Annotated in this window: 22 protein-coding genes and 2 tRNA genes; 10 read left to right on the top strand and 14 right to left on the bottom strand. The window is 41.4% G+C overall.

Translation table 11 applies throughout. The features are described from left to right. Positions 1–15: 15 nt before the first annotated feature. The 12 genes from NRI_RS02830 to NRI_RS02885 form a co-directional block, all read right to left on the bottom strand. Positions 16–429 (bottom strand): ribosomal protein L7/L12, encoded by a 414-nt coding sequence (locus tag NRI_RS02830; protein WP_148205722.1) that lies wholly within the window; start codon positions 427–429, stop codon positions 16–18. 41 nt (positions 430–470) lie between these two features. Next, a complete protein-coding gene (rplJ, locus tag NRI_RS02835) occupies positions 471–995 on the bottom strand; it encodes a 50S ribosomal protein L10 (RefSeq protein WP_015816513.1) in 525 nt (174 codons plus the stop codon). A gap of 11 nt (positions 996–1,006) precedes the next feature. Beyond that, positions 1,007–1,636 carry a ribosomal L1 domain-containing protein gene (locus tag NRI_RS02840; RefSeq protein ID WP_015816522.1) on the bottom strand — a complete coding sequence of 210 codons (630 nt, stop codon included), beginning with the start codon at positions 1,634–1,636 and terminating at the stop codon, positions 1,007–1,009. Position 1,637: 1 nt separating this feature from the next. Further along, complete coding sequence (locus NRI_RS02845) at positions 1,638–2,060, bottom strand: 50S ribosomal protein L11 (protein ID WP_015816514.1); 423 nt, start codon at positions 2,058–2,060, stop codon at positions 1,638–1,640. 28 nt (positions 2,061–2,088) lie between these two features. Continuing rightward, the gene (gene nusG, locus NRI_RS02850) at positions 2,089–2,610 is read right to left on the bottom strand and encodes a transcription termination/antitermination protein NusG (RefSeq protein ID WP_015816523.1); all 522 of its coding nucleotides are present in this window, start codon (positions 2,608–2,610) and stop codon (positions 2,089–2,091) included. A 13-nt stretch (positions 2,611–2,623) separates the two neighbouring features. Continuing rightward, on the bottom strand, positions 2,624–2,842 hold the full coding sequence (secE, locus tag NRI_RS02855; RefSeq protein WP_148205724.1) for a preprotein translocase subunit SecE: 219 nt from the start codon (positions 2,840–2,842) through the stop codon (positions 2,624–2,626). Next, positions 2,812–2,884 (bottom strand) — tRNA-Trp (locus tag NRI_RS02860). Before NRI_RS02860 ends, secE begins: the two co-directional genes overlap by 31 nt. A gap of 5 nt (positions 2,885–2,889) precedes the next feature. Continuing rightward, the gene (gene tuf / locus NRI_RS02865) at positions 2,890–4,182 is read right to left on the bottom strand and encodes an elongation factor Tu (protein ID WP_015816524.1); all 1,293 of its coding nucleotides are present in this window, start codon (positions 4,180–4,182) and stop codon (positions 2,890–2,892) included. Positions 4,183–4,211: 29 nt separating this feature from the next. Continuing rightward, complete coding sequence (gene fusA, locus NRI_RS02870) at positions 4,212–6,290, bottom strand: elongation factor G (RefSeq protein ID WP_015816516.1); 2,079 nt, start codon at positions 6,288–6,290, stop codon at positions 4,212–4,214. Positions 6,291–6,298: 8 nt separating this feature from the next. Next, entirely contained in the window at positions 6,299–6,826 is a 528-nt protein-coding gene (gene rpsG / locus NRI_RS02875) for a 30S ribosomal protein S7 (RefSeq protein WP_015816525.1), read from the bottom strand. Between the two features lie 11 nt (positions 6,827–6,837). Beyond that, the gene (gene rpsL / locus NRI_RS02880; protein ID WP_011452072.1) at positions 6,838–7,206 is read right to left on the bottom strand and encodes a 30S ribosomal protein S12; all 369 of its coding nucleotides are present in this window, start codon (positions 7,204–7,206) and stop codon (positions 6,838–6,840) included. A gap of 66 nt (positions 7,207–7,272) precedes the next feature. After that, complete coding sequence (locus NRI_RS02885; RefSeq protein WP_238522979.1) at positions 7,273–9,312, bottom strand: ATP-dependent DNA helicase RecG; 2,040 nt, start codon at positions 9,310–9,312, stop codon at positions 7,273–7,275. Between the two features lie 156 nt (positions 9,313–9,468). On the opposite strand from NRI_RS02885, the gene NRI_RS02890 reads away from it, so the two are divergent. From NRI_RS02890 to NRI_RS02910, 5 genes are all read left to right on the top strand, one after another. Continuing rightward, positions 9,469–10,884, top strand: coding sequence for a complex I subunit 4 family protein (locus tag NRI_RS02890; RefSeq protein WP_015816530.1), 1,416 nt, complete (start codon positions 9,469–9,471; stop codon positions 10,882–10,884). Next, entirely contained in the window at positions 10,881–12,257 is a 1,377-nt protein-coding gene (locus tag NRI_RS02895) for an NADH-quinone oxidoreductase subunit N (protein ID WP_015816527.1), read from the top strand. The genes NRI_RS02890 and NRI_RS02895 overlap by 4 nt, the downstream gene beginning before the upstream one ends. Positions 12,258–12,483: 226 nt before the next feature. Continuing rightward, positions 12,484–13,164, top strand: coding sequence for a biotin--[acetyl-CoA-carboxylase] ligase (locus NRI_RS02900; RefSeq protein WP_015816531.1), 681 nt, complete (start codon positions 12,484–12,486; stop codon positions 13,162–13,164). 176 nt (positions 13,165–13,340) lie between these two features. Beyond that, positions 13,341–14,111 (top strand): polyprenyl synthetase family protein, encoded by a 771-nt coding sequence (locus tag NRI_RS02905; RefSeq protein ID WP_015816528.1) that lies wholly within the window; start codon positions 13,341–13,343, stop codon positions 14,109–14,111. Positions 14,112–14,399: 288 nt separating this feature from the next. Continuing rightward, positions 14,400–14,472: transfer RNA gene (locus NRI_RS02910), tRNA-Thr, on the top strand. Between the two features lie 161 nt (positions 14,473–14,633). On the opposite strand, the gene NRI_RS02915 is transcribed toward NRI_RS02910, so the two are convergent. Further along, positions 14,634–15,473, bottom strand: coding sequence for a glutamine synthetase (locus NRI_RS02915; protein ID WP_238522980.1), 840 nt, complete (start codon positions 15,471–15,473; stop codon positions 14,634–14,636). A 145-nt stretch (positions 15,474–15,618) separates the two neighbouring features. Between NRI_RS02915 and NRI_RS02920 the strand changes: the two genes are divergently transcribed. Genes NRI_RS02920 through NRI_RS02930 form a run of 3 tightly spaced genes read left to right on the top strand, consistent with a single transcriptional unit; the run spans position 15,619 to position 17,999 of the window. Continuing rightward, the gene (locus tag NRI_RS02920; protein ID WP_015816542.1) at positions 15,619–16,371 is read left to right on the top strand and encodes an MlaE family ABC transporter permease; all 753 of its coding nucleotides are present in this window, start codon (positions 15,619–15,621) and stop codon (positions 16,369–16,371) included. Next, a complete protein-coding gene (locus tag NRI_RS02925; RefSeq protein ID WP_015816543.1) occupies positions 16,361–17,089 on the top strand; it encodes an ABC transporter ATP-binding protein in 729 nt (242 codons plus the stop codon). Before NRI_RS02920 ends, NRI_RS02925 begins: the two co-directional genes overlap by 11 nt. After that, positions 17,082–17,999 (top strand): ATP-binding cassette domain-containing protein, encoded by a 918-nt coding sequence (locus NRI_RS02930; protein ID WP_015816544.1) that lies wholly within the window; start codon positions 17,082–17,084, stop codon positions 17,997–17,999. Before NRI_RS02925 ends, NRI_RS02930 begins: the two co-directional genes overlap by 8 nt. A gap of 152 nt (positions 18,000–18,151) precedes the next feature. Here the strand turns inward: NRI_RS02930 and tsaE are convergent, their stop codons facing one another. Beyond that, the gene (tsaE, locus tag NRI_RS02935; RefSeq protein WP_015816545.1) at positions 18,152–18,568 is read right to left on the bottom strand and encodes a tRNA (adenosine(37)-N6)-threonylcarbamoyltransferase complex ATPase subunit type 1 TsaE; all 417 of its coding nucleotides are present in this window, start codon (positions 18,566–18,568) and stop codon (positions 18,152–18,154) included. Positions 18,569–18,729: 161 nt separating this feature from the next. On the opposite strand from tsaE, the gene NRI_RS02940 reads away from it, so the two are divergent. Then, on the top strand, positions 18,730–19,317 hold the full coding sequence (locus NRI_RS02940; protein WP_015816546.1) for a ribonuclease HII: 588 nt from the start codon (positions 18,730–18,732) through the stop codon (positions 19,315–19,317). 190 nt (positions 19,318–19,507) lie between these two features. Then, positions 19,508–19,975 carry a hypothetical protein gene (locus NRI_RS02945; protein ID WP_015816547.1) on the top strand — a complete coding sequence of 156 codons (468 nt, stop codon included), beginning with the start codon at positions 19,508–19,510 and terminating at the stop codon, positions 19,973–19,975. The last annotated feature ends 183 nt before the right edge of the window (positions 19,976–20,158 follow it).

A 20,158-nucleotide genomic window follows, 5' to 3' on the forward strand; every position in this document is an offset into this window, starting at 1 on the left:
ATCTACGTAGAAGAGTTATTCTCCTTTCAATTCAGGTTCACATTCAGCTTCCTTTAAGATCTTTGCATATGCATCAGCCTTTTCTTTTGTGAGACCGGAAAGAACATCTACGGGGACAGCTTCAACTTTATCTTTAAGCTCCTTTAAACCCATATCTTGACCTAACTCTTGCTTGAAGATCGTCTTCAACGCTTTGATGGCATTTGTCTTCTTTTCACCGTAACCCTTTAAGATCAAGGTAAACTTGGATGCCTCACCCTTCTTTTCAACGGACTCAGATGTCGCAGGCGCAGCAGCTACAGCAGCAGGAGCCATAGCAACATCAGGCAAGTTTAAAACCTTTTTCAACTCAGCAGCGAGCTCAGCCGCTTCAACAAGGCTCAAAGATAAAATCTTTTGAGCAATTTCAGAACACTCAACTTTAGACACAAAAACCTCCAAAAAAACAGGTAAGGACAACAACTTTTTAATCAGCAATTAACATTAGCACTTTTCACATAGGAATCAAAATAACCTGCCAAAAGCCTTGCGGGACCATCCAAAGAGTTCACTAGCGCAATAGGAACAGCATTTATAGCATTGATGAGCGACAAGTACACATGCATTTCGTCAGGCAGTTTAGAAAACTCATCCATCAACCGACGGTCAAAGAGGACTTTATCATATTTGCCACCAAGAATTTCCAATCTATCTTTCCCATACTCAGCTGAAAACTTAAAGATACAACGTAGGAATTCCGGAACATTCTTACCACAGTGGACAAAAGCAACACTCTTAGAAAGGTACTCAGACAGGAAGGACAGACTTGAATTTTCAACAGCAATCCTGGCGAGCGAATTCTTCACAAAATTGAAATTACCCCCAAAATCCCACAACCTTTCACGAACACTAAACACTTCCTGAGCACTAAGCGAGGAAACTTTCACGACAAGGACAACTCTCTGCTCAAGTATCACCTCAAGCTTCGCCAAAAAAGCCGCTTTTCTCTCATTCATAACAAATTCCACTACAATGCTAGAAAATCTATAAAGCACCCATCTCCCATGGTACTACTCACACTAACGCTGCGCACATAACTTTGCAAGCCAACGTTCTTAGGCCGAGTCGCAAAGACAGATTCACAAAAAACCTGCAAATTCTCCCTGAGCTTATCGAAGCCCATACCTAAATTTCCAATTTTAGAGTGCATAACACCCGCCTTGTTAGTTTTAAAGAGCGCTTTACCCCCTAATATCGCAGCAACCGCAGCAGCAATATCGTGCGTTACTAAACCATACTTACTGTCTGGCATCAGACCCCGCGGACCCAGAATTCGAGCTATCTTACTTAATTTTGACATCATCGGGGGACTAGCTAGAGAATACTTATACCCCTTAACAAAATTCTTCTTGGCCTTAATTCTCTCTATAAGCTCTTCGCCACCACACGTTACGCTCTCATCAATCACCTCAGCCATCTGCGGTTCCCCACAAAAAACAAGAACACGCCCAAAATAAAAAGGATATTTAAAAACGCAACCTACCTTAACAGAATCTTTTGAAGAAAAATGAACCGCGACGTCAACTGACTCATTAAACTTGCACGCTTTTCCAATTAACTTTCTTAGAGCATCATCTGCACTTACTATCTCTCTCATTCTAATCTCCTGTCACCTTTATGCCCATTGATGCCACTTTTCCCGTAACCATCCGAACAGCAGCATCAAAACTCCTAGTGTTCATGCAACCAATCAATTCCCTTGCAATCTCAGATATCTTACTTTGCCCAACCGAAGCTATAATACTTTTCCCTGGAGTAGAAGAACCTTTACTAAACTGCAAGAAAGATTTTATGACATCCGTAGAATTTTTACCCCTCACGACAACATCAAAAGTTTTATCCTGATATACAAGAACCCTCACTCTTATGTTACCTGCAAGTGAAGCAGTCAACTCATTACACGCCTGACAGAACTTCATAAGATTGACCCCTTTTGGTCCAAGCGACGAAGCTATAGCAGGAGTCGGAGAAGCCTTACCCGCTGGAACACGCAACTTTAACCTAGCAACAACTTTCTTCATACAGCAACACTAAACACAAAGAACAACACTATTCAACTAACTTTAGCTGATCCAAATTGAAGGACACCACCACATCCTGGCCACAAAAAACTATCTTTACTTTGGCCTTCGATGTTCTTTCGTCGATCTCATCAACCTCACCCACACATGCCTCAAAGTATTCACAGAGAATAGCAACACGCGAACCAACCGAAATTTTTCCAGATTCGGGTGCAACCTCAGGAGAAAGCATAAAATTTCTCATTTCGTCAATATCTTTATCCGACAAAAACTTAGGCGAACCAGCCTGATTAAGAAATCGGCAAGGAATACCATACAAACTGCGCATTATGGAGACCTCGTTTAGAAAAGTTGAACCCGGAGCAACCTTGATAAAGATATAGCCCGGAAGAAACCTCTTGGAAGCAGAAGCATCAAACCTTATAAGAGCCGGTGAGAAGAGATCAACAACCTTATCACTGCAGCGACTTTTGATAAGGTCGCACACCTTTGATTCACTGCCGGACCTTACACGCAGAACACACCAAGTATGATCGGAATTACTACTCATACAAGCCAAAAGTTTAGTAAAAAAACCGGACCATTAAAAAAATAACATAATCCACAAATGCAAAAAGCAGCGCAAAAACCGACGTAACGGAAAGTGCAAAAAGGGAAAAAGACACAACCTCCCTCCTGGACGGCCAAGCTATACCTCTAAATTCCGCCAAAACGCTACGAAAAAAACTTACCCAAAACATACATACAAGAACAGGAGCGATAGGACTCGAACCTACAACCATCGGTTTTGGAGACCGAAACTCTACCAATTGAGCTACGCTCCTAAGATTCAACTCTTCACGGCTTTCACAACTCTGAACATCTTTGCTATTTCAGCATCGGTCTTAGAATCCATAATCTCCAATACTTGACCAGCGCCTACTGTCACTCCCCCCTCTCTGATTGCAAACCTGGACCCTTTCTCCATTGCGATCGGATTCAAGAGCTCTACAAAAATCTCCAAATCATCGCCTGGCATGACAATTTCCACCCCATCCACAGGCAAGTATGCTGTACCAGTAACATCTGTCGTACGGAAATAAAACTGCGGCTTATACCCAGACACAAACCCTGTCCTTCTACCACCTTCCTCTTTTGTAAGAGTCACAATCCTCGCTCTCAACTTCCTATGAGGAGTAATTGAACCCGGCTTACAGAGAACCTGTCCCCTACATACATCTTCTCTTTTCGAACCACGGAGAAGGATACCAACATTAAATCCAGCCTCACCTTGTTCAACAAGCTTGTTAAACATTTCGACACCAGTACACGTAGTTTTTTGCGTATCCCTTATACCAACAATCTCAACTTCATCACCAACTTTGATACGGCCCCGCTCGATTTTTCCTGTAACAACAGTCCCACGTCCGGAAATGGAAAAGACATCCTCAATAGACATGAGAAAATCACCATCAACCGCCCTTTCAGGAAGTGCAACATACTTATCGCACGCAGCAAGCAACTTACGAATAGAACCCTTACCAAGGTCACTTTCCTCACCATTAAGCGCCAATAGCGCGGAACCCCTTATGATTGCTGGATTACTTCCATCATCATTATCCTCTGGTAAATCGAACCCATGTGATATCAAAAGGTCTTTGATGTCACTTTCAACAAGCTCCAGAAGCTCCTCATCAAGCTCAGAAGAATCACACTTGTTTATGTAAACGACTATACTCGCAACACCAACTTGCTTCGCCAAAAGGATGTGCTCCTTTGTTTGCTGCATGGCACCATCTGTACCCGCAACCACAAGTATAGCACCATCCATTTGCGCAGCACCCGTGATCATATTCTTGATATAATCCGCGTGTCCTGGACAGTCCACGTGTGCATAGTGACGCTCAGGAGTCTTATACTCAACGTGCGCAGTGGAAATGGTAATACCACGCTGCCTTTCTTCTGGGGCCTTATCAATATTGTCATATGCCCTAAAATCAGCTTCATAGCCACCACCTTCCTCTGAACAAAACTTGGTAATCGCAGCAGTCAAGGTCGTCTTTCCATGATCAACGTGTCCTATCGTACCTATATTTAAATGCGGTCTATCATTGACGAAGACCTGCTTCTGTTTAACAGCCATTTCTACTTCTCCTTATTATCTCACAACATCTAATTAGCAACACGCTTGTCAACCAGCTCAGCAGCTATATGGTCGGGCATTTTTGCATATTCTTTGAACTCCATCGAGTAGCTAGCGCGCCCCTGGGTAGACGAACGCAAATCATTGACATAACCAAACATCCTAGACAACGGCACAACACCAGAGATAACTCGTGCATTACCCTTAGCCTCCATTTCAGCTATTTTTCCTCTTCTGCTATTCAGGTCACCAATAACCGTACCAGTATACTCCTCAGGTGTGACGATTTCAACACTCATGAGAGGCTCCATAATCTTAAGCCCTAGCTTTTTAGCCGCTTCCTTAAACGCATCTCTCGCTGCAATCTCAAACGCAAGCACACTAGAATCCACATCGTGGAAGGCTCCATCTATTAGCGTCACTTTAAATCCGATGATTGGGTAATTAGCTAACAGCCCTTTGTTCTTTACAGAAACCAAGCCTTTTTCAACACCAGGTATGTATTCCTTTGGTATAGCACCCCCCGTAATCTTGCTCTCAAAGAGAAACTCCCCATCATCATATGGTTCAAACAACATTTTCACACGAGCAAACTGACCTGCACCACCGGTTTGCTTCTTATGTGTATAATCTATTTCGTAGGACCGCGTGATGGTTTCTCTATAAGCAACCTGAGGGTCACCAACATTCACATTGACATTAAACTCACGCTTCAGTCTGTCCAAAATGATCTCTAAATGCAATTCCCCCATACCCCTGAGTAAGGTCTGCCCTGTTTCCTCGTTACTCGCAACTTTTAATGAAGGGTCCTCTGCACATAACCTAGCTACAGCCAGCGCCATTTTCTCCTGCTCAGCTGTGGACTTCGGCTCAATTGCAATTTCAATCACTGGATCAGGCGCAGAGATCCTCTCCAAGGTTAACACCTTCCCAGAAGCGCAAAGCGTATCACCAGTACTGGTATTTTTAAGTCCTGCTAACGCGACAATATTACCAGCTGTTTCACTTTTCACGTCTTCTCGCGAGTTAGCATGCATCAGGAGCATTCTCCCAATCCTTTCTTTATTATCTCCATGAGAATTAATCACTACGTCTCCGCTGTTCAGAGTACCCGAATAAATTCTCACAAATGTCAACGAACCAACATAAGGATCGTTCATCACCTTGAACGCGAGGCCAACAAAAGGAGCCTTTGGATCCGGCTTTATATTTACTTTCTCACCCTTTTCATTCTCACCAACGATATCTTTTGTATCAACCGGAGAGGGAAGATAATCCACAACTGCATCAAGTAATGGCTGCACGCCCTTGTTTTTAAACGCAGAGCCACAGAGAACAGGTACAAAGTGATAGCCAATCGTACCAGCCCGAATTGCCGCCCTTATCTCCTCCTCAGAAATCTCCTCCCCACCGAAATACTTATCCATGAATTTGTCGTCTGTCTCGGCAATCTTTTCCATCAATTTTTCCCGATACAAGGCGGCTTGTTCGGCCAAATCTGCTGGAATCTCCCTATACTCAAATTTCGCACCGAAATCATCTCCTTGCCAGTAGATAGCCTTCATCTTTACGAGGTCTACAACACCAACAAACGACTCGGACACACCGATAGGTAGCTGAACTACTACAGGATTCGCACTGAGCTTACTCACTATCATTTCAGCACAACGATAGAAATCCGCCCCCATTCTATCCATTTTATTGACGAAACACAGACGTGGCACATTATGCTTATCAGCCTGCCTCCAGACCGTTTCGGACTGAGGTTCCACACCTGCTACACCATCAAAAACTGCAACGGCACCATCTAAGACCCTCAGTGAACGCTCAACCTCTATTGTGAAATCAACGTGGCCAGGCGTATCAATGATATTAATTTTCGCACCCTTCCACCAACACGTAGTTGCAGCAGAGGTGATAGTAATACCACGCTCCTTCTCCTGCTCCATCCAGTCCATCGTCGCAGCACCTTCATGGACTTCCCCAACGGTCCTATTTACACCAGTATAAAGGAGTATCCTTTCTGTCGTGGTGGTTTTACCAGCATCAATGTGAGCCATGATGCCTATATTCCTTATTTTTTCTAACTCAACAGACGAAGCCGACACGAAAACACCTACCTATTACCACCAATATTGTTACTAGGATTGCTTCTTCTAGCACCCCCAGTATTGAAAAACCTAAAATGCGAAAATGCGCGGCCAGACTCGGCAACTTTCACATTCTCCTCAAACTTCCTGAACGCACCACCATGACTAGAATGAGCATCCAAGAGCTCCAGCGCTATCTTATCTCTCGAACACATACCTTTCCGCTTGCGCGCTTCAGATAGCAACCACCCAAATGCAATAAACCGAGATCTCTCTTCCTTTATTGGGACTGGGATTCTATAGTTCACACCCCCAGCTCTGAAGGAACGCAACTCGACAGCCGGAGAAATATTCGACAGCACACCCGTCAGCACATCCATCGCTGGAACTCCAAGCTGCTTTTCAGCTTTCTCCATAGCACCATAGACTATCTTCTCCGCCAGCGCACGCTTACCCTTTTTCATCACGTGATTTATAAACTTCGCAACGATCTTGCTGTTATACTTTCGATCCGCAGAGACCTCACGTTTTTTGGCTACATTCCGTCTAGACATCTAAACTCCTGTCAACTCTTCTTAGCACCATACTTAGATCTTCCTTTTTTTCTTCCTTTGACACCCTCGGTATCAAAAACCCCTCTGACTATGTGGTAACGCACACCAGGTAAATCCTTTACACGTCCACCACGTATACAAACAACAGAGTGTTCCTGAAGATTATGCCCCTCACCAGGAATATACGCAATCACCTCAGCTCCACCGGATAATCTTACCCTTGCAACCTTCCTCAGCGCAGAGTTCGGCTTCTTAGGTGTTGTCGTGTAAACCTTAGAACATATCCCTCTTTTCAAGGGATTCTTATTAAGCGCCGGAACCCTGTTTATCCTAGCAGGAGTCTTCCTGGGCTTCCTAACCAACTGATTGATCGTAGGCATCAAATATAATTTAGACCGAAAACAAAATTTTTCCGAAAATAGGACACAGCGCGGATTCGAGCCGAGCTACAGGTAATAATTATTATCTGAAAAAAAGACTTTTATCAACACCTCATATTGAGCTATCCTGCCCATATTTATAGCATCCTGTGCTTCCCTTGATGCACTATCAAAAAATGAGTGTTCGAAAGGTCTATCTAAGAACTTAAACTTGTAAAATCCGGATTGCCTGACCCCGAAAATATCGCCAACACCCCGCAGTTTAAAATCCTCTTCCGCTATGAAGAAACCATCACTAGATTCTCTAAGTATCTTTAACCTCTTCTTTCCGTTTTCGGTGATTTTCTGGGAATCATACAGGAGAATGCAGAAAGAATTTTTGTTTCCGCGACCCACTCTACCCCTAAGTTGATGGAGCTGAGCCAATCCAAAATGATCTGCATCTTCAATAACTATTACGTCCACATCAGGAATGTCTACACCAACTTCAACAACGGTCGTGGCAAGTAGTATTTTCGTTTTACCATTGCGAAAGAGAGTGAGTTTCTCCTCCATTTTTTGCGCTGACAACACCCCATGGACACAATCTACTTCATCGGCAAAGTGCTTCTTAAGCAGTCGAAACCTTTCTGTTACAGAAACAACTTTTGAATTTTCGCTTTCCTCAATCACAGGACAAATCCAGAACACTTTGGATCCTTTTCCGAGAATCACTCTAATTCTCTCAATGAGCGTTGTAATTTTGCTTTTTGTTACTGTAGAGGTAGTTACAAGTGGTCTAGACTTAGGTTTTTCCCTAAGGTTGAGCAAGGTGATCGAACCAAACAACACTTGCCCTATTGTCCGAGGAATCGGGGTAGCACTGACGAGTACCAGGTCGGCCCCAGGATTCTCTCTGATCAACTTCGTCCTTTGATTTGCTCCAAATCTATGTTGTTCATCTATAACCAAGAGTCCCAGATCAAAGAAAAGTACCTCAACAGCCAAAATTGCATGCGTGGCAACAATGACTTTCACATTCCCAGATCTAATGTCTTGTAAAAATTGCTCCCTCGAACAAGCAACTTGTCCCCCAGTTAGAAGTACAGGTTTGAGTTCCGGAACCAATTTTTGCAGAACCTCAAAATGTTGCTTAGCTAATACAATAGTTGGTGAGAGTAAAACGACTTGCTTACCCATCTCCACTGCATTAAGCATGGCAAAAATCACAACAAGTGTCTTTCCACTTCCGACATCACCCTGTAACAGCGCTATCATTCTTACAGTTTGCCCCTGCAACACATGTATTTTTTCTATCACCTCTTCCTGACCCGCTGTTAAACTGAATGGCAATCGTGAACGTAAAAGAGCAGTCATGCTGCCATCACCTTTTATGGGCTCCTTCTTCTGATTCAAGACTTGAGCATATAGACTGTTATTCACCAAATGCATTGCAAGAATCTCATCATAAGCAAGCCTTTTGCATGCCTGTTCGAACTCCACTTCGGATGATGGATGGTGCAACTGCTCAATTGCTTTTCCCCATGATATTAGGCTGTTCTTTTTTAGGGATGCTTTTTCTAGCCACTCTTCAGGAGGTTTAGATGACTTGAGCAATCTGTCAACTAAAGACAAAAACTGGTGGTTAGTAACACCATCCGAAAGTCGATATTTTGGCTCGAACGCGGATAGTTTAGCCAGTTCACTGAGTCTTAATATCTTGTCAGGATGAAACATTTGAGCACTTGCTCCCATTCTCCCGTTTACAAGGTACCATTCCCCTATTTTTAGCTTCCTCTGTAGGTAAGTTTTTGCAAAAAAAATCACTTCTAAGGAATCTTCATTTTTGTCTTTGAAAAAAAATTTGTGAAATCGTTTTACTCGTCTGAATCTGTGAAAATGCTCCTTTGATCCCTCGTACCTTGCCTCAATCGTTACAAATTCCCCCTCGACTGAATTTGCGATCGCCTTAAAGTTACACCTATTTACAAATCCCCTTGGCTTATAAAGCAATAGATCGACAACTCTACTTCCAGAAACAAGGTTACATACCACCTCGAGCATCTTCTCCTCGAGTAGAAAAATCTTATCTATTGGATCAAACAAGTCGGCCATGTGATTCGCCACCGATAAACGGATTTAGACATTATATTGCATTCAAGATCAAATCTATGAAACGCTCTTCCTGAAAAAGAGAGTACCACCCAATCCTGAACACAATTACTACAGCCCAAACAAGCCCTAGTTTTAGATGACAGAATTTATTTACTTGTACCACCAAGGATGGTACAACTTGTGCTCGTTCGTTGTTCAAGAGGTGTTATCCCTGGCCAAATAATGACGCCACTGTTTCTAGCGCTTCCCTTACTTGCGTCACTGCTTGTACCGTTTTTTGTTTCGAGCAGTAGATACTATCTTTCCGTTCTCTTTTCTGCATCCACATTTTTAGCTTCAGTCATTGTAGCTGCGCGTGCTGGTTCTGAGTTTATGGTCTTCCAACTGGGAGCAATCACCCTAAAAGCGGATGAACTTTCATGCGTAATGCTGCTTTTGACGTCCTTGCTTACGATGCTCTGCGTGATCATGGCAAAGGACAAGTCCCCTGGTTATTTTGGCCTGTTGTTTTTGCTTGAGTTCGTGCTTGCAGTGTTCTTTTTGGCAACGGATTTACTTACTTTCTACATAACGTTTGAGCTTTCGCTCATCCCAATTTTTTTCATTATTGGTCTTTGGGGAGGCAAGAAGAGAGTATATGCAGCGTTTAAGATCTTCTTATACACACTGTTTGGATCGGTTGGATTTCTGATATCGATTTTGTACCTATTTGCAGAACTTGGGACACTCGAAATTAGCTCCTTGGTATATTTAGTGGAGAACACAATCCCGATTGCAGCACAAAAACTTATTTGGATTGCCTTCTTCCTTGCATTTGCCGTCAAAATACCGATGTTTCCATTGCATACTTGGCTGCCGGATGCGCATGTTCAGGCACCAACTGAAGGTTCAGTAATGCTTGCAGGTGTACTGATAAAACTAGGGACATATGGAATGCTCAAAGTCTTGTTGCCAATTTTTCCGTCACTTAGCAGAGAATTCTCTACTTTAGTACTTTCGCTAAGTGCGATTGCAGTGATCTATACCTCGTTAGTTGCACTCGCACAGACAGACATAAAGAAATTAATTGCATACTCGTCGATTGCACACATGGGAATCGTGACTGCTGGTCTTTTTGCATTCAATATTGAGGGGTATAAAGGAGCCGTATTTCAAATGGTAAGTCACGGTTTGGTTTCCTCAGGGTTATTTTTCTGCATAGGCTCCATCTACGACCGTAGCGCAACAAGACAAATCGCTGACCACTCCGGCATAATGAATTTCGCTCCCAAGCTAGGATTTGCGTTTGTGCTCTTTTCACTTGCGGCAATTGGCCTTCCTGGTACCGCAGGCTTCGTGGGTGAGTTCCTTGCACTTACAGGGCTATTTCAAAGCAGAGAGACGTTTGCGATACTCTGTGCTACTGGTGTAGTTTTAGGAGCATGTTATATGCTCTACCTTTGCAAACGAATCATATGGGGTACTCCTGAAGGCAAAATCTTTCGAGATATTCACCTACACGAGTCTATACCTCTCATTACTTTAATCATCCTAGTGATGTTTCTGGGTCTCCACCCAAGCCTTCTTCTTAATTTTTTGAGATGAATCAATATCTGTTTTTACTACCTGAGATTACACTTTTTATTCTTTCTTGTTTGCTGCTTTTCTTAAAAAGCAGGAATGAATTTGGACTAATTGCAGTATTGATTACTTTAGCAGCGACATTTTTCAGTCAGACTTGTACATCAGTCGAAATCCTAAACGGGATGCTATTAATTTCCCCTTTCACACAGAATGTCAAGCTTGTAATACTTGCTTTTACATGTGTCTTTTTCATACAGGCCATCGCAGTGAAACAATCATACTCAAAAAATTTTTCAGTTTTAGTACTGCTTTCACTACTTGGAATGCTACTCTCTGTTTCGTCAAGCACTTTAGCATCCCTATACCTAGCTGTGGAACTTCATAGCATAGGACAATACATACTGGCTTGCATAAAACATAAATCGATCAAGAGTGCAGAGGCAGGTGTGAAGTATACACTTCTAGGAACATTCATGTCAGCAGTAATGATATATGGAATATCGTTAATCTTCGTGGTCTCTGGTGACCTTTCACTAAAAAGCCTTTTTATAGCGAACAGTAAGATCCACTCTATAGGAATTCTGCTATTCATTTCAGGACTAATGTTTAAGGTTGCTGCTGCACCCTTTCATGCATGGATAGGTGACATCTACGAAGGAGCTCCTACGGTTTCTACAACATTTTTTGCTGTGCTACCAAAACTTTCACTCATCGTGGTGTTAGTTTCACTTATCTCTAACTTAGAACCTATTGCGTACACTGGATCCACCTACTCTACTGAGCTAATGGAAAATTCTCAGTATCTTAGGAACATACTCTTCACTTCTGGCATTCTATCCATTGCTTTTGGTACGTTTTCTGCATTTGGACAAAAAAATATTAAGAGATTTATAGGATTTGCATCTATTGCACACGTGGGTTACATGCTGCTTGGGGTAAGCAACTCAGCAAGTTTGTCGTTTGGAAATCCAGGAATTGCCTATGCACTGGTATATTCGTTTACAAACCTTGGCATTCTTTCTGTCGTATTAATGCTGAAAGACAAACATATCACTTCTCTTAAAAAGCTCAGATGCTCGAATAACTTGGTTGCTCTTGCATTTGTGCTCTTGCTCTTCTCCTCCGCTGGAGTACCACCGTTTATAGGGTTCTGGAGCAAGGCATATGTAGTGAAGACTCTCGTTGAAACAAATCACATTCCTACTGCCATTTTTTCAATGCTTGCTGGCGTGATTTCTGCTTTTTACTACGCAAGAATAGCTAAGGAAACCTACTTTACAAACATGGCAGAAGAGAACATCGAAGCAAGCTTGAGACATAATACACTTCTCACTTCAATAGTCGTTTTGTGTGCACTGTTCTCAACATTTGGGTTTGTACTTCTGATCTATTAATCCGTGCAATTATCATTCCCAATGTCAGTTTCTCGTACACAGAAGTTGCTACTGCGCCTGTATAGTCACGATCAGCATTACAACTGTATCGCGTACATACTTAATATCCTCTCTTCACATGTTTCGTTGGGACTGGCCCTTCGTTGCAGCAGCATCGGTTCGATATTAAGCTATTTTACAGAACATTCGTTAAATATGTTCTGTTTTGCTAATTTGCACTCCTCTAATGTTTTCGCGTCCTCTTAACTTAATACGCCTCAAGTCTCCAGAAAACACGAATGATGCTGTAAAAGACTTTATCTCGAAGGACAATTGTACACTCCTCATTGGAGAAAAACCGCTTTTTGGAAAAACAAGAAATGGGAAAAGTGATTGGAAAATCATGGAAGGCAACCTTTTCATGAGTATTGGTCTATTCAACGAAGATGTAAAAACAGGAGAAATTGTTCTTAAGGTGGTTGTTGCAATAGGTGAGTTACTCTCAAGCTGGATAAAGAATCTTCAGTATAAGTGGCCTAATGATATCTTAGTTGATGGGAAGAAGATTTGTGGAACATTACTGGAATATAATTCTGGCAAATTAGTCATAGGAATAGGGATAAATGTGTTACATTCACCATATGAATGGACTACCTGTTTAGACAAATACCACCAGATTTCTCTCAATGAACTTTCACTACAGATCCTAGCTTCACTTAGAGAACACGAGAGCAAACCAATTGAACAAATCATTACAATATGGAGAAGTAAGGCATTCTTACTGGGAAAAGAAATCGACTTTAATGCAAACGGAAAATTAGAAAGGGGGTTTTTCATTGACGTAGCACCAGATGGCGCTCTCGTGCTCGAAGATCTCTATACTAAAGAGCAAAAAAAATTTTATTCGGGGTCTATATGTACTACGTAATTACCGCATACCTTGTATACATTGGATTATTAGGCTGGTGCAGCTGGAGAATCATACAGCGATACATCGATTCTCAACGAAAGTTACGTGATCTTGACTACCGAAGGTAAGACATTACGCTGCTATATCCCCCTATTTTCGACATTTTTTATTCGTAATGTGCACCAAAATCAGATATGACAGTTAAAAAGAAATTGCAAAAAGCATCAAGACTGATCCACGAGACTCTAAAAGAGAATCTATCTCTATTTCCAAGTGAAGATAAACTTTTTCAAGCAATCAGATATTCCCTCCTTGCAGAGAGCTCACATATTCGTGGATTTTTAGTGTTAGAACTTGGCACATTATTCAATATCCCATACGTGGACACTATAGAAGTTGCCGCTGCAATTGAAATGATCCACTCTTTTTCACTCATCCATGACGATCTCCCCGCCCTAGATAACTCAAATGAAAGAAGGAATCAGCCTGCATGCCATATTGCTTTCCAAGAGAGCACCGCCATACTCGCCGGAGATGCCTTGTTAGTTTTAGCTTATCAGATACTCAGTCATTATGGTGCACCGCTTGTACAAAGGACTTCCAAATACGTATTAGAAATGATCACAGGACAGGTTCATGACGTCATAGGTAGTTCTACACTCACCGCAGATGAAATCAATAAAATGAAATCTGGCTCACTTTTTGCATTGAGTTGTTCTAGCGTTGGTCACCTTGCGAATAGTGCACAAAGCGAGCTGACTGTATTAGAAGCATTTGGGTACGAAATAGGCATAATTTTTCAAGCTGTGGATGATATAAAGGATGGAGACGCTAAAAATGACCCTCAAAAGAGTATCACTGTTTCTCTCAAAAAGATTAAGGGAATTATTGACACAACATTTCTGCTTGAAAAAAAGACACTCATAGACGAATTAGTTAGCTTGATTATCAACGGATCGCTCTAAGAATCCGCAGAACAAAAATGCTAACTTACAGGATCCGTTTTTGGGCTAAATGGGTTATCAGAAAATGATTTAGCCGACACAAAGTCAAAAATACTCGAGACCAATTGGACAAACACTCAACAGAAAGTACCAACGCGACTACAACTAAAGTGAACCTCAAAACATATTTTCGAAGATAAGTGAAGCATTTCAGCTATATACGCCAATTTCTCTTACTACAACCAGCCAGTATACCTTAGGAAGTTAGTATTGTTTGCAAAGCAGGATTGTAGTAAGATTCCAAGTGCTGCCCGCGTGGCTCAATTGGTAGAGCAACTGACTTGTAATCAGTAGGTTGGGGGTTCGAGTCCCTCCGCTGGCACGCCTTCCTCTTTTTCTACAGCAGTAGCCTGACACTCTTTATTTCTATGAACACGTCGCCCACCTGTGTTCCGCCAGTTGTACTTCATCTACCGGCCACGTTTTGAAGAAAAACACACCTTACAATCCAAGTTTATCCACCACCGATTCTGAGGAATTTAGCTAGTGACGGCATAAACACTTTCCCACGCCAACGTCGCCTGCATGATTCTGAATTCCAACACTATTCATACACATCACACCTTCAAAACAACCGTGCTCACCGCCATGAATTATAGCTTCAGAGTATGAAAGTGGCAGCCTATCCTGAAATGCCTCTGCATATTGACTCTCTCCAAAATTTGGCGCTTTTGGAACGACTTCATTGCAAATACCATACTCGATCGCCCGCATTATTTGTCCCAATACTTTTGAAGGTACTGCATCCGCCCCCGCTACTCTATGCTCTATCGTGTCATAAGTAACTCGTACAGCATTAGTTTTGTTCTCTTCAAAACCCCAATTTATAAACCTGGGTGTGAACTTATCGTAATATTGGAAACGCCTATAGGACTCAATACTGGGAGCGAAGCACAGCATAGAAGAACGCATTAAATGACAAAATCCACCAACAATAAAGCTTCTTAGCTTGGGCTCTAGCCTGGTGATATTTTTTTGAGACTCTTTATCGTGCAAACTGACATGAACATGCAAGGCACTTCCAGGCTGGTCCAAGCGTAGTTTGGCTGAAAAATCTGCTATTCCACGTACAAGACTCTTAAAGTTGTTTATCTCATTTAAAAGAAGAGATATGTTATCAGTCGGAAGTGTCGAGATTTCATATTGTCCATCCCCTCTTTCTTCAGCAACACCTTCAATCAAACCAAAGTGCTGAGAAACCAACTCCTTAAAGAACTCGATTTTTTCACTACTGTAGAATTCCAACTCGATCCCTAATTTTATCCCAAAGTTAAACCGTTCATTCAGAGTTGCCAGAGTCATATTAGTTACATTTTCCCACAATTATCACCTATATCTTTCGAATCTGAAAGTTCATCAAGAACACAGTGAACTTGATTACCTTATCTTCAATTGATATAAGAGCAGGACGATCTTTTCTACTTTTCTGACTAGAAAAGAACATTCGTGTTCGTACGGACATTGCACGATGTATAATCATATTAAAAATACAATTAAGATCCTCGGTGATTTTACGCTTTTCAACCTAAACATCTTCCTGAGCGGTAGGAAGATGTATTTTCTAGAAATAATAAAACAGCTATTCCTGATAGGATATTACTCGATGCCAATCGTTGCATTTTCTGCTGTGTTTATGGGAGCAATGTTAGCGCTCCATACCTATACTGGCCTTGATCTTTTTCAATCACAAACGATGGTTGCGCAAATCCTAGCAAAATCGATCACTCGGGAAATAGGACCCGTTGTTGTTGGTATAGTAGTTGCAGGACGAGTTGCTTCGACAATAGCAGCAGAGATAGGAACAATGCGAGTTACAGAACAAGTGGACCTATTGAGGTCACTCTCGATCAATGTGCATGCGTACCTTGTACTTCCCAAGATCATCGCAGCATTGATTTCTTTTCCTGTGCTAGAAATAATTTCCGCACTGTTTGGAATGCTTGGTGGTTACCTTATAGGAACATATAAATTTGCCTTTAGCAAAATGCTTTACATATCAGACACACTTACCTTTATCACGTACGCGGATCTTATGTCTGGAATGACAAAAGCATTCTTCTTTGGCTTTATTACAGCAAGTGTAAGCTGCTTCAATGCTTTGAGAGCCACACATGGTGCAAAAGGGGTCGGAATAGCCGTAACGAACTCAGTGGTGGCATCCTTTGTCCTAATACTGTTGTCAAACTATCTGATTACATTAGCGATATTCCATGGAAAATAAGATCAGTGTTCGTGGCCTTTCGGTATCTTTCTACAACAGAAGCATCTTAGATAACATAAACCTCGATCTCTCTCCTGGAGAAAATTTATCCGTGATTGGTAAGTCTGGTGAGGGTAAATCCGTTTTACTCAAGTCGATTATCGGACTTATACCAAGAAACAAGGGTGTGGTCTTCGTTGACGGTAAGGAAGTCAAAGAGAATGTAGAAGAAATTATGAAAAAACACAATATAGCAATCTCTTTTCAGAACGACTGCCTTTTCGACAGCATGACAATCTTGGAAAACTTATGTTTCCCGCTGACCCAAAGGAAAGGAATGAGTAAACAAGCAGCAATTGAATTATCCAAGAAAATCCTTTGCAAGACTGAGCTACCACTCACGATCTTGGCATCATATCCATCGGCACTATCTGGAGGAATGAAAAAGAGGATAGCCGTCGCAAGAACGATTATCACACAGCCAGAAATCATCTTCTTTGATGAGCCAACAACTGGACTCGATCCAGTAACTGCTAACAAGATAACAGAGATGATCAGAGAATATACCATGCAAGAAAAGGTCTCCAGTATAATCGTGACACACGACCTTAAGTGCAGCAGAAAAGTTTCAGACAGAGTTGCTATGCTGCACTTGGGGAAGATCATATGGCAAGGAGACACGGGTTCATTAGACACAATCGACAATCCATATGTAAAAGACTTTCTTTCGTATGCTTAGAATAGATGGAAAAAATATCGGTTTTGCTAGGGAGGGAATACAGATTCTCTCAGATGTAAACTTCTCCGTGAAAAGTGGCCAGATTTTGTGGATTAGAGGCGATAATGGAACTGGGAAAACAACACTTTTACGCATCATTGCGGGGGTGCTCAAAACCTTTTCTGGAAGCATATCATTTTATTCACAGGAAGAAGCCAGAAATAATGAGCTAAAAGATATTTATAATGAAGAAGGAAAACAACATGATAAGACACTCAATACAGAAAGAATTGAAAAAAAGGAAAACCTAGCCAGAAACCACACTGAAGTAGAAAACAAGTCAGTTAAACAATCAGAATATACGCACTGTCCTTATAAAATTGTCAACAATCAAAGCCTGGGTGACACACACAACAAACTAAAAACTGCAAATGTGGCAGAGAGCGCTTTGTGCAATAAAGCCAAGCATGATGAGAAAAGAGAAACCAAGAAGTTTATGGGCACAGGTGTTGGAGAAAATTTTACTCAAAAAATTCAGCCTCATAGTGAGATCACTTATATTGGAGAAAAACTAGCCTGTGATGAGGAACGTACTGTACTAGAGAACCTCTATTTTTGGGCGAATCTCAGAGATCGTACCCATTTACTCCAAGCTACATTAGAATTTTTCGACCTGACGAAAATATCGAACATAGAAGTAAGAAAACTCTCTAGCGGCTGGAAGAAAAGAGTGAGTCTGTCAAAATTGCTGCTCTTCAACTCGAAGATTTGGATACTTGATGAACCTTTTATCCATCTGGACAAGAAAAGTATAAAACTATTCACAGAACTCTTCGATTTAAGACTAGCACGCAATGGAATTATCTTGCTCGTGCATCATAATGAATTGGATATCGATGATAAAAAAATAACGGGACTAGAGCTAGGCTGATCATTCAGTAAGCAGAACTCAAAACGCACCTTGCATTCTGATTTTCTAAAATTCACACAATTGAGATGGCTGCGCTTTGTAAGCCATCAGAAATACGGTACGTAATAGCATCATCAGAATTGCGCTTGCAAAACCAAAACAGCAACGCTTCATCAATCTAAGCGAAGCATTCTCTTATCGTCTCCTATCACGGTGATTGTAATATGAAGAATTCCAGATGCATTAACAGAAAAATTCTTCATAACTTCAGGCCACTCTATTAGACAAAAGTAGTTTTTGAGGACCTCCTGCAATCCAAGTTCGTACAATTCTTCTGTACTCTTAATACGGTAGAGATCAAGGTGAGCTACATCACAAGCATCAGATCGATATATGTTTACGATACTGTAGGTTGGACTTTGCACGATTAAATCCATCTTTGCGAAAAGACATCTTATTATTTCAGCAGAAAGGTGTGTCTTACCAGCACCAAGGTCTCCATATAACAAGATAGTTCGTTTGCCTTCCAATATGGAAACGATCATCTTGGCGACTTGGTTTATTTCATCAAGAGCATATTTTATTTCCATCTTCTCGGTGTAAGCTAACCAGAAATGATATCACCACACCAAAGGTTGCCTAGCCTACCATTTTAAAATCACTCTCTGCAAAGTAAAATCACGAAGTTACTATACTCTGGGCACTCACAAATTCGTCATTGCGAAAATAGCTCAATATCTAAATCTAGTACATGGTATACAGAAAATCAGAAAATGGACTCATTGCAGGAGTAGATGAAGTGGGAAGAGGTTGCTTAGCTGGACCGGTCGTGGCATGTGCAGTTATTTTAACAGAAAATCTAGCAATCCCCGGGGACTCAAAAGTACTTTCTCCTGCTGCAAGGCTATCGTGGTATGAGAAAATTATGAGTAACTCCTATAATGCTATAGGAATGAGCACTGTGAAAGAAATAGAGACAATGAATATTCTGAATGCAACCTTGCTGGCCATGGAAAGAGCACTAGAAAGACTTCCCGTAGTACCAACAACAGTACTTATAGACGGTAGAGATATTATTAATAATGCAGCAAAATATAAAGAAGTAAAAAGTGTAGTCTCTGGTGATAAGATTTATGAAGAAATAAAGGCTGCCTCAATTGTTGCAAAGGTTACTCGGGATAGGTGGATGGAAGAATTAGACCTGACATATCCGTATTACCGTTGGAGATTTAACAAAGGTTATGGAACAAAGGAACACCTCGAGGCACTAGCAAAATACGGAGTTACAGATCACCATAGAAGAAAGTTTGCTCCAGTAAAGAGGATGCTTCTTAGATAAAATGCAAATCAAAAAGAAAAGGATTATGCTTCGTGATTTTGTTTTGAGACACGTATTAATCGTAAAAGTTGAACGATTGCACTGCTGCTGCAGTGAAGTTGATATTAATCGTAGGATCTTAAGATAGATTGGAGACTTTATAGAACTCAACAACCGGTAATATTTCGTGAGTTAAGCTAGCTTGTAAGATATGGGAAAGCTTTATGTTTTTGTAAAAAAAATTCTTGTACGTTTCTACAATGCGGTTGCACCGTCGAAAATATTTTCTGTGAAAGTTGAGGGAAAGAAGAAGCCCTTTTCCAAAGTTCTCCAGTTAATAAAGTACGAAAGAGAGAAAATACCTCTTCCAAAGGTTACTCTGCCCGAACTTCACGACGAGAAAGATGAAAAGCTAAGTGGGGCCAACGAGGAAAGCGCATTCCAGCACTACTACTTGTATCAGTTTATAAACACGGAAAAACAACAAGAATTCGAGAGAAGACGCAAGAAAAACCAAAAGCAGCTAGCACACGTGATAAGTTTTATGCACTTTCTGTCAATGACTTATCCAGCATCAAAAGCTAGATGTGGTCCAGCAATGAACGTGCGTCTGTACAATCCAACCATTCAGTCGGTTACCTTTAATGTAGGCAAGTCAGAAAACCAGCTTGGCAGATAGAAATCTGCCCTTCAATGACAACTCAAAGATCAGAAGTACGGTACTTGCTTATAATTTCTCTTTATTAACCTTTAAACAGGTAACAACAAAATGTATGCACTTGAATATCGTCCAGTGTTAAAACTAAGGACTCAGGAATTAGCATGTGTTATAATCTCCCTTTTCTCATGACCAGAGCAAATA

This window comes from Neorickettsia risticii str. Illinois (assembly GCF_000022525.1).
GTDB classification, from domain to species: Bacteria; Pseudomonadota; Alphaproteobacteria; order Rickettsiales; family Anaplasmataceae; genus Neorickettsia; species Neorickettsia risticii.

Coding starts and splice junctions, on each gene's coding strand:
- NRI_RS02900 (WP_015816531.1), top strand. CDS start 12,484: ATGTTTTCGCGTCCTCTTAACTTAATACGCCTCAAGTCTCCAGAAAAC.
- rpsL (WP_011452072.1), bottom strand. CDS start 7,206: ATGCCTACGATCAATCAGTTGGTTAGGAAGCCCAGGAAGACTCCTGCT.
- NRI_RS02890 (WP_015816530.1), top strand. CDS start 9,469: ATGGTACAACTTGTGCTCGTTCGTTGTTCAAGAGGTGTTATCCCTGGC.
- tsaE (WP_015816545.1), bottom strand. CDS start 18,568: ATGGAAATAAAATATGCTCTTGATGAAATAAACCAAGTCGCCAAGATG.
- nusG (WP_015816523.1), bottom strand. CDS start 2,610: ATGAGTAGTAATTCCGATCATACTTGGTGTGTTCTGCGTGTAAGGTCC.
- NRI_RS02925 (WP_015816543.1), top strand. CDS start 16,361: ATGGAAAATAAGATCAGTGTTCGTGGCCTTTCGGTATCTTTCTACAAC.
- tuf (WP_015816524.1), bottom strand. CDS start 4,182: ATGGCTGTTAAACAGAAGCAGGTCTTCGTCAATGATAGACCGCATTTA.
- secE (WP_148205724.1), bottom strand. CDS start 2,842: ATGGTTGTAGGTTCGAGTCCTATCGCTCCTGTTCTTGTATGTATGTTT.
- NRI_RS02930 (WP_015816544.1), top strand. CDS start 17,082: ATGCTTAGAATAGATGGAAAAAATATCGGTTTTGCTAGGGAGGGAATA.
- NRI_RS02945 (WP_015816547.1), top strand. CDS start 19,508: ATGGGAAAGCTTTATGTTTTTGTAAAAAAAATTCTTGTACGTTTCTAC.
- rplJ (WP_015816513.1), bottom strand. CDS start 995: ATGAATGAGAGAAAAGCGGCTTTTTTGGCGAAGCTTGAGGTGATACTT.
- NRI_RS02895 (WP_015816527.1), top strand. CDS start 10,881: ATGAATCAATATCTGTTTTTACTACCTGAGATTACACTTTTTATTCTT.
- NRI_RS02840 (WP_015816522.1), bottom strand. CDS start 1,636: ATGAGAGAGATAGTAAGTGCAGATGATGCTCTAAGAAAGTTAATTGGA.
- NRI_RS02905 (WP_015816528.1), top strand. CDS start 13,341: ATGACAGTTAAAAAGAAATTGCAAAAAGCATCAAGACTGATCCACGAG.
- rpsG (WP_015816525.1), bottom strand. CDS start 6,826: ATGTCTAGACGGAATGTAGCCAAAAAACGTGAGGTCTCTGCGGATCGA.
- NRI_RS02845 (WP_015816514.1), bottom strand. CDS start 2,060: ATGAAGAAAGTTGTTGCTAGGTTAAAGTTGCGTGTTCCAGCGGGTAAG.
- NRI_RS02920 (WP_015816542.1), top strand. CDS start 15,619: ATGTATAATCATATTAAAAATACAATTAAGATCCTCGGTGATTTTACG.
- NRI_RS02940 (WP_015816546.1), top strand. CDS start 18,730: ATGGTATACAGAAAATCAGAAAATGGACTCATTGCAGGAGTAGATGAA.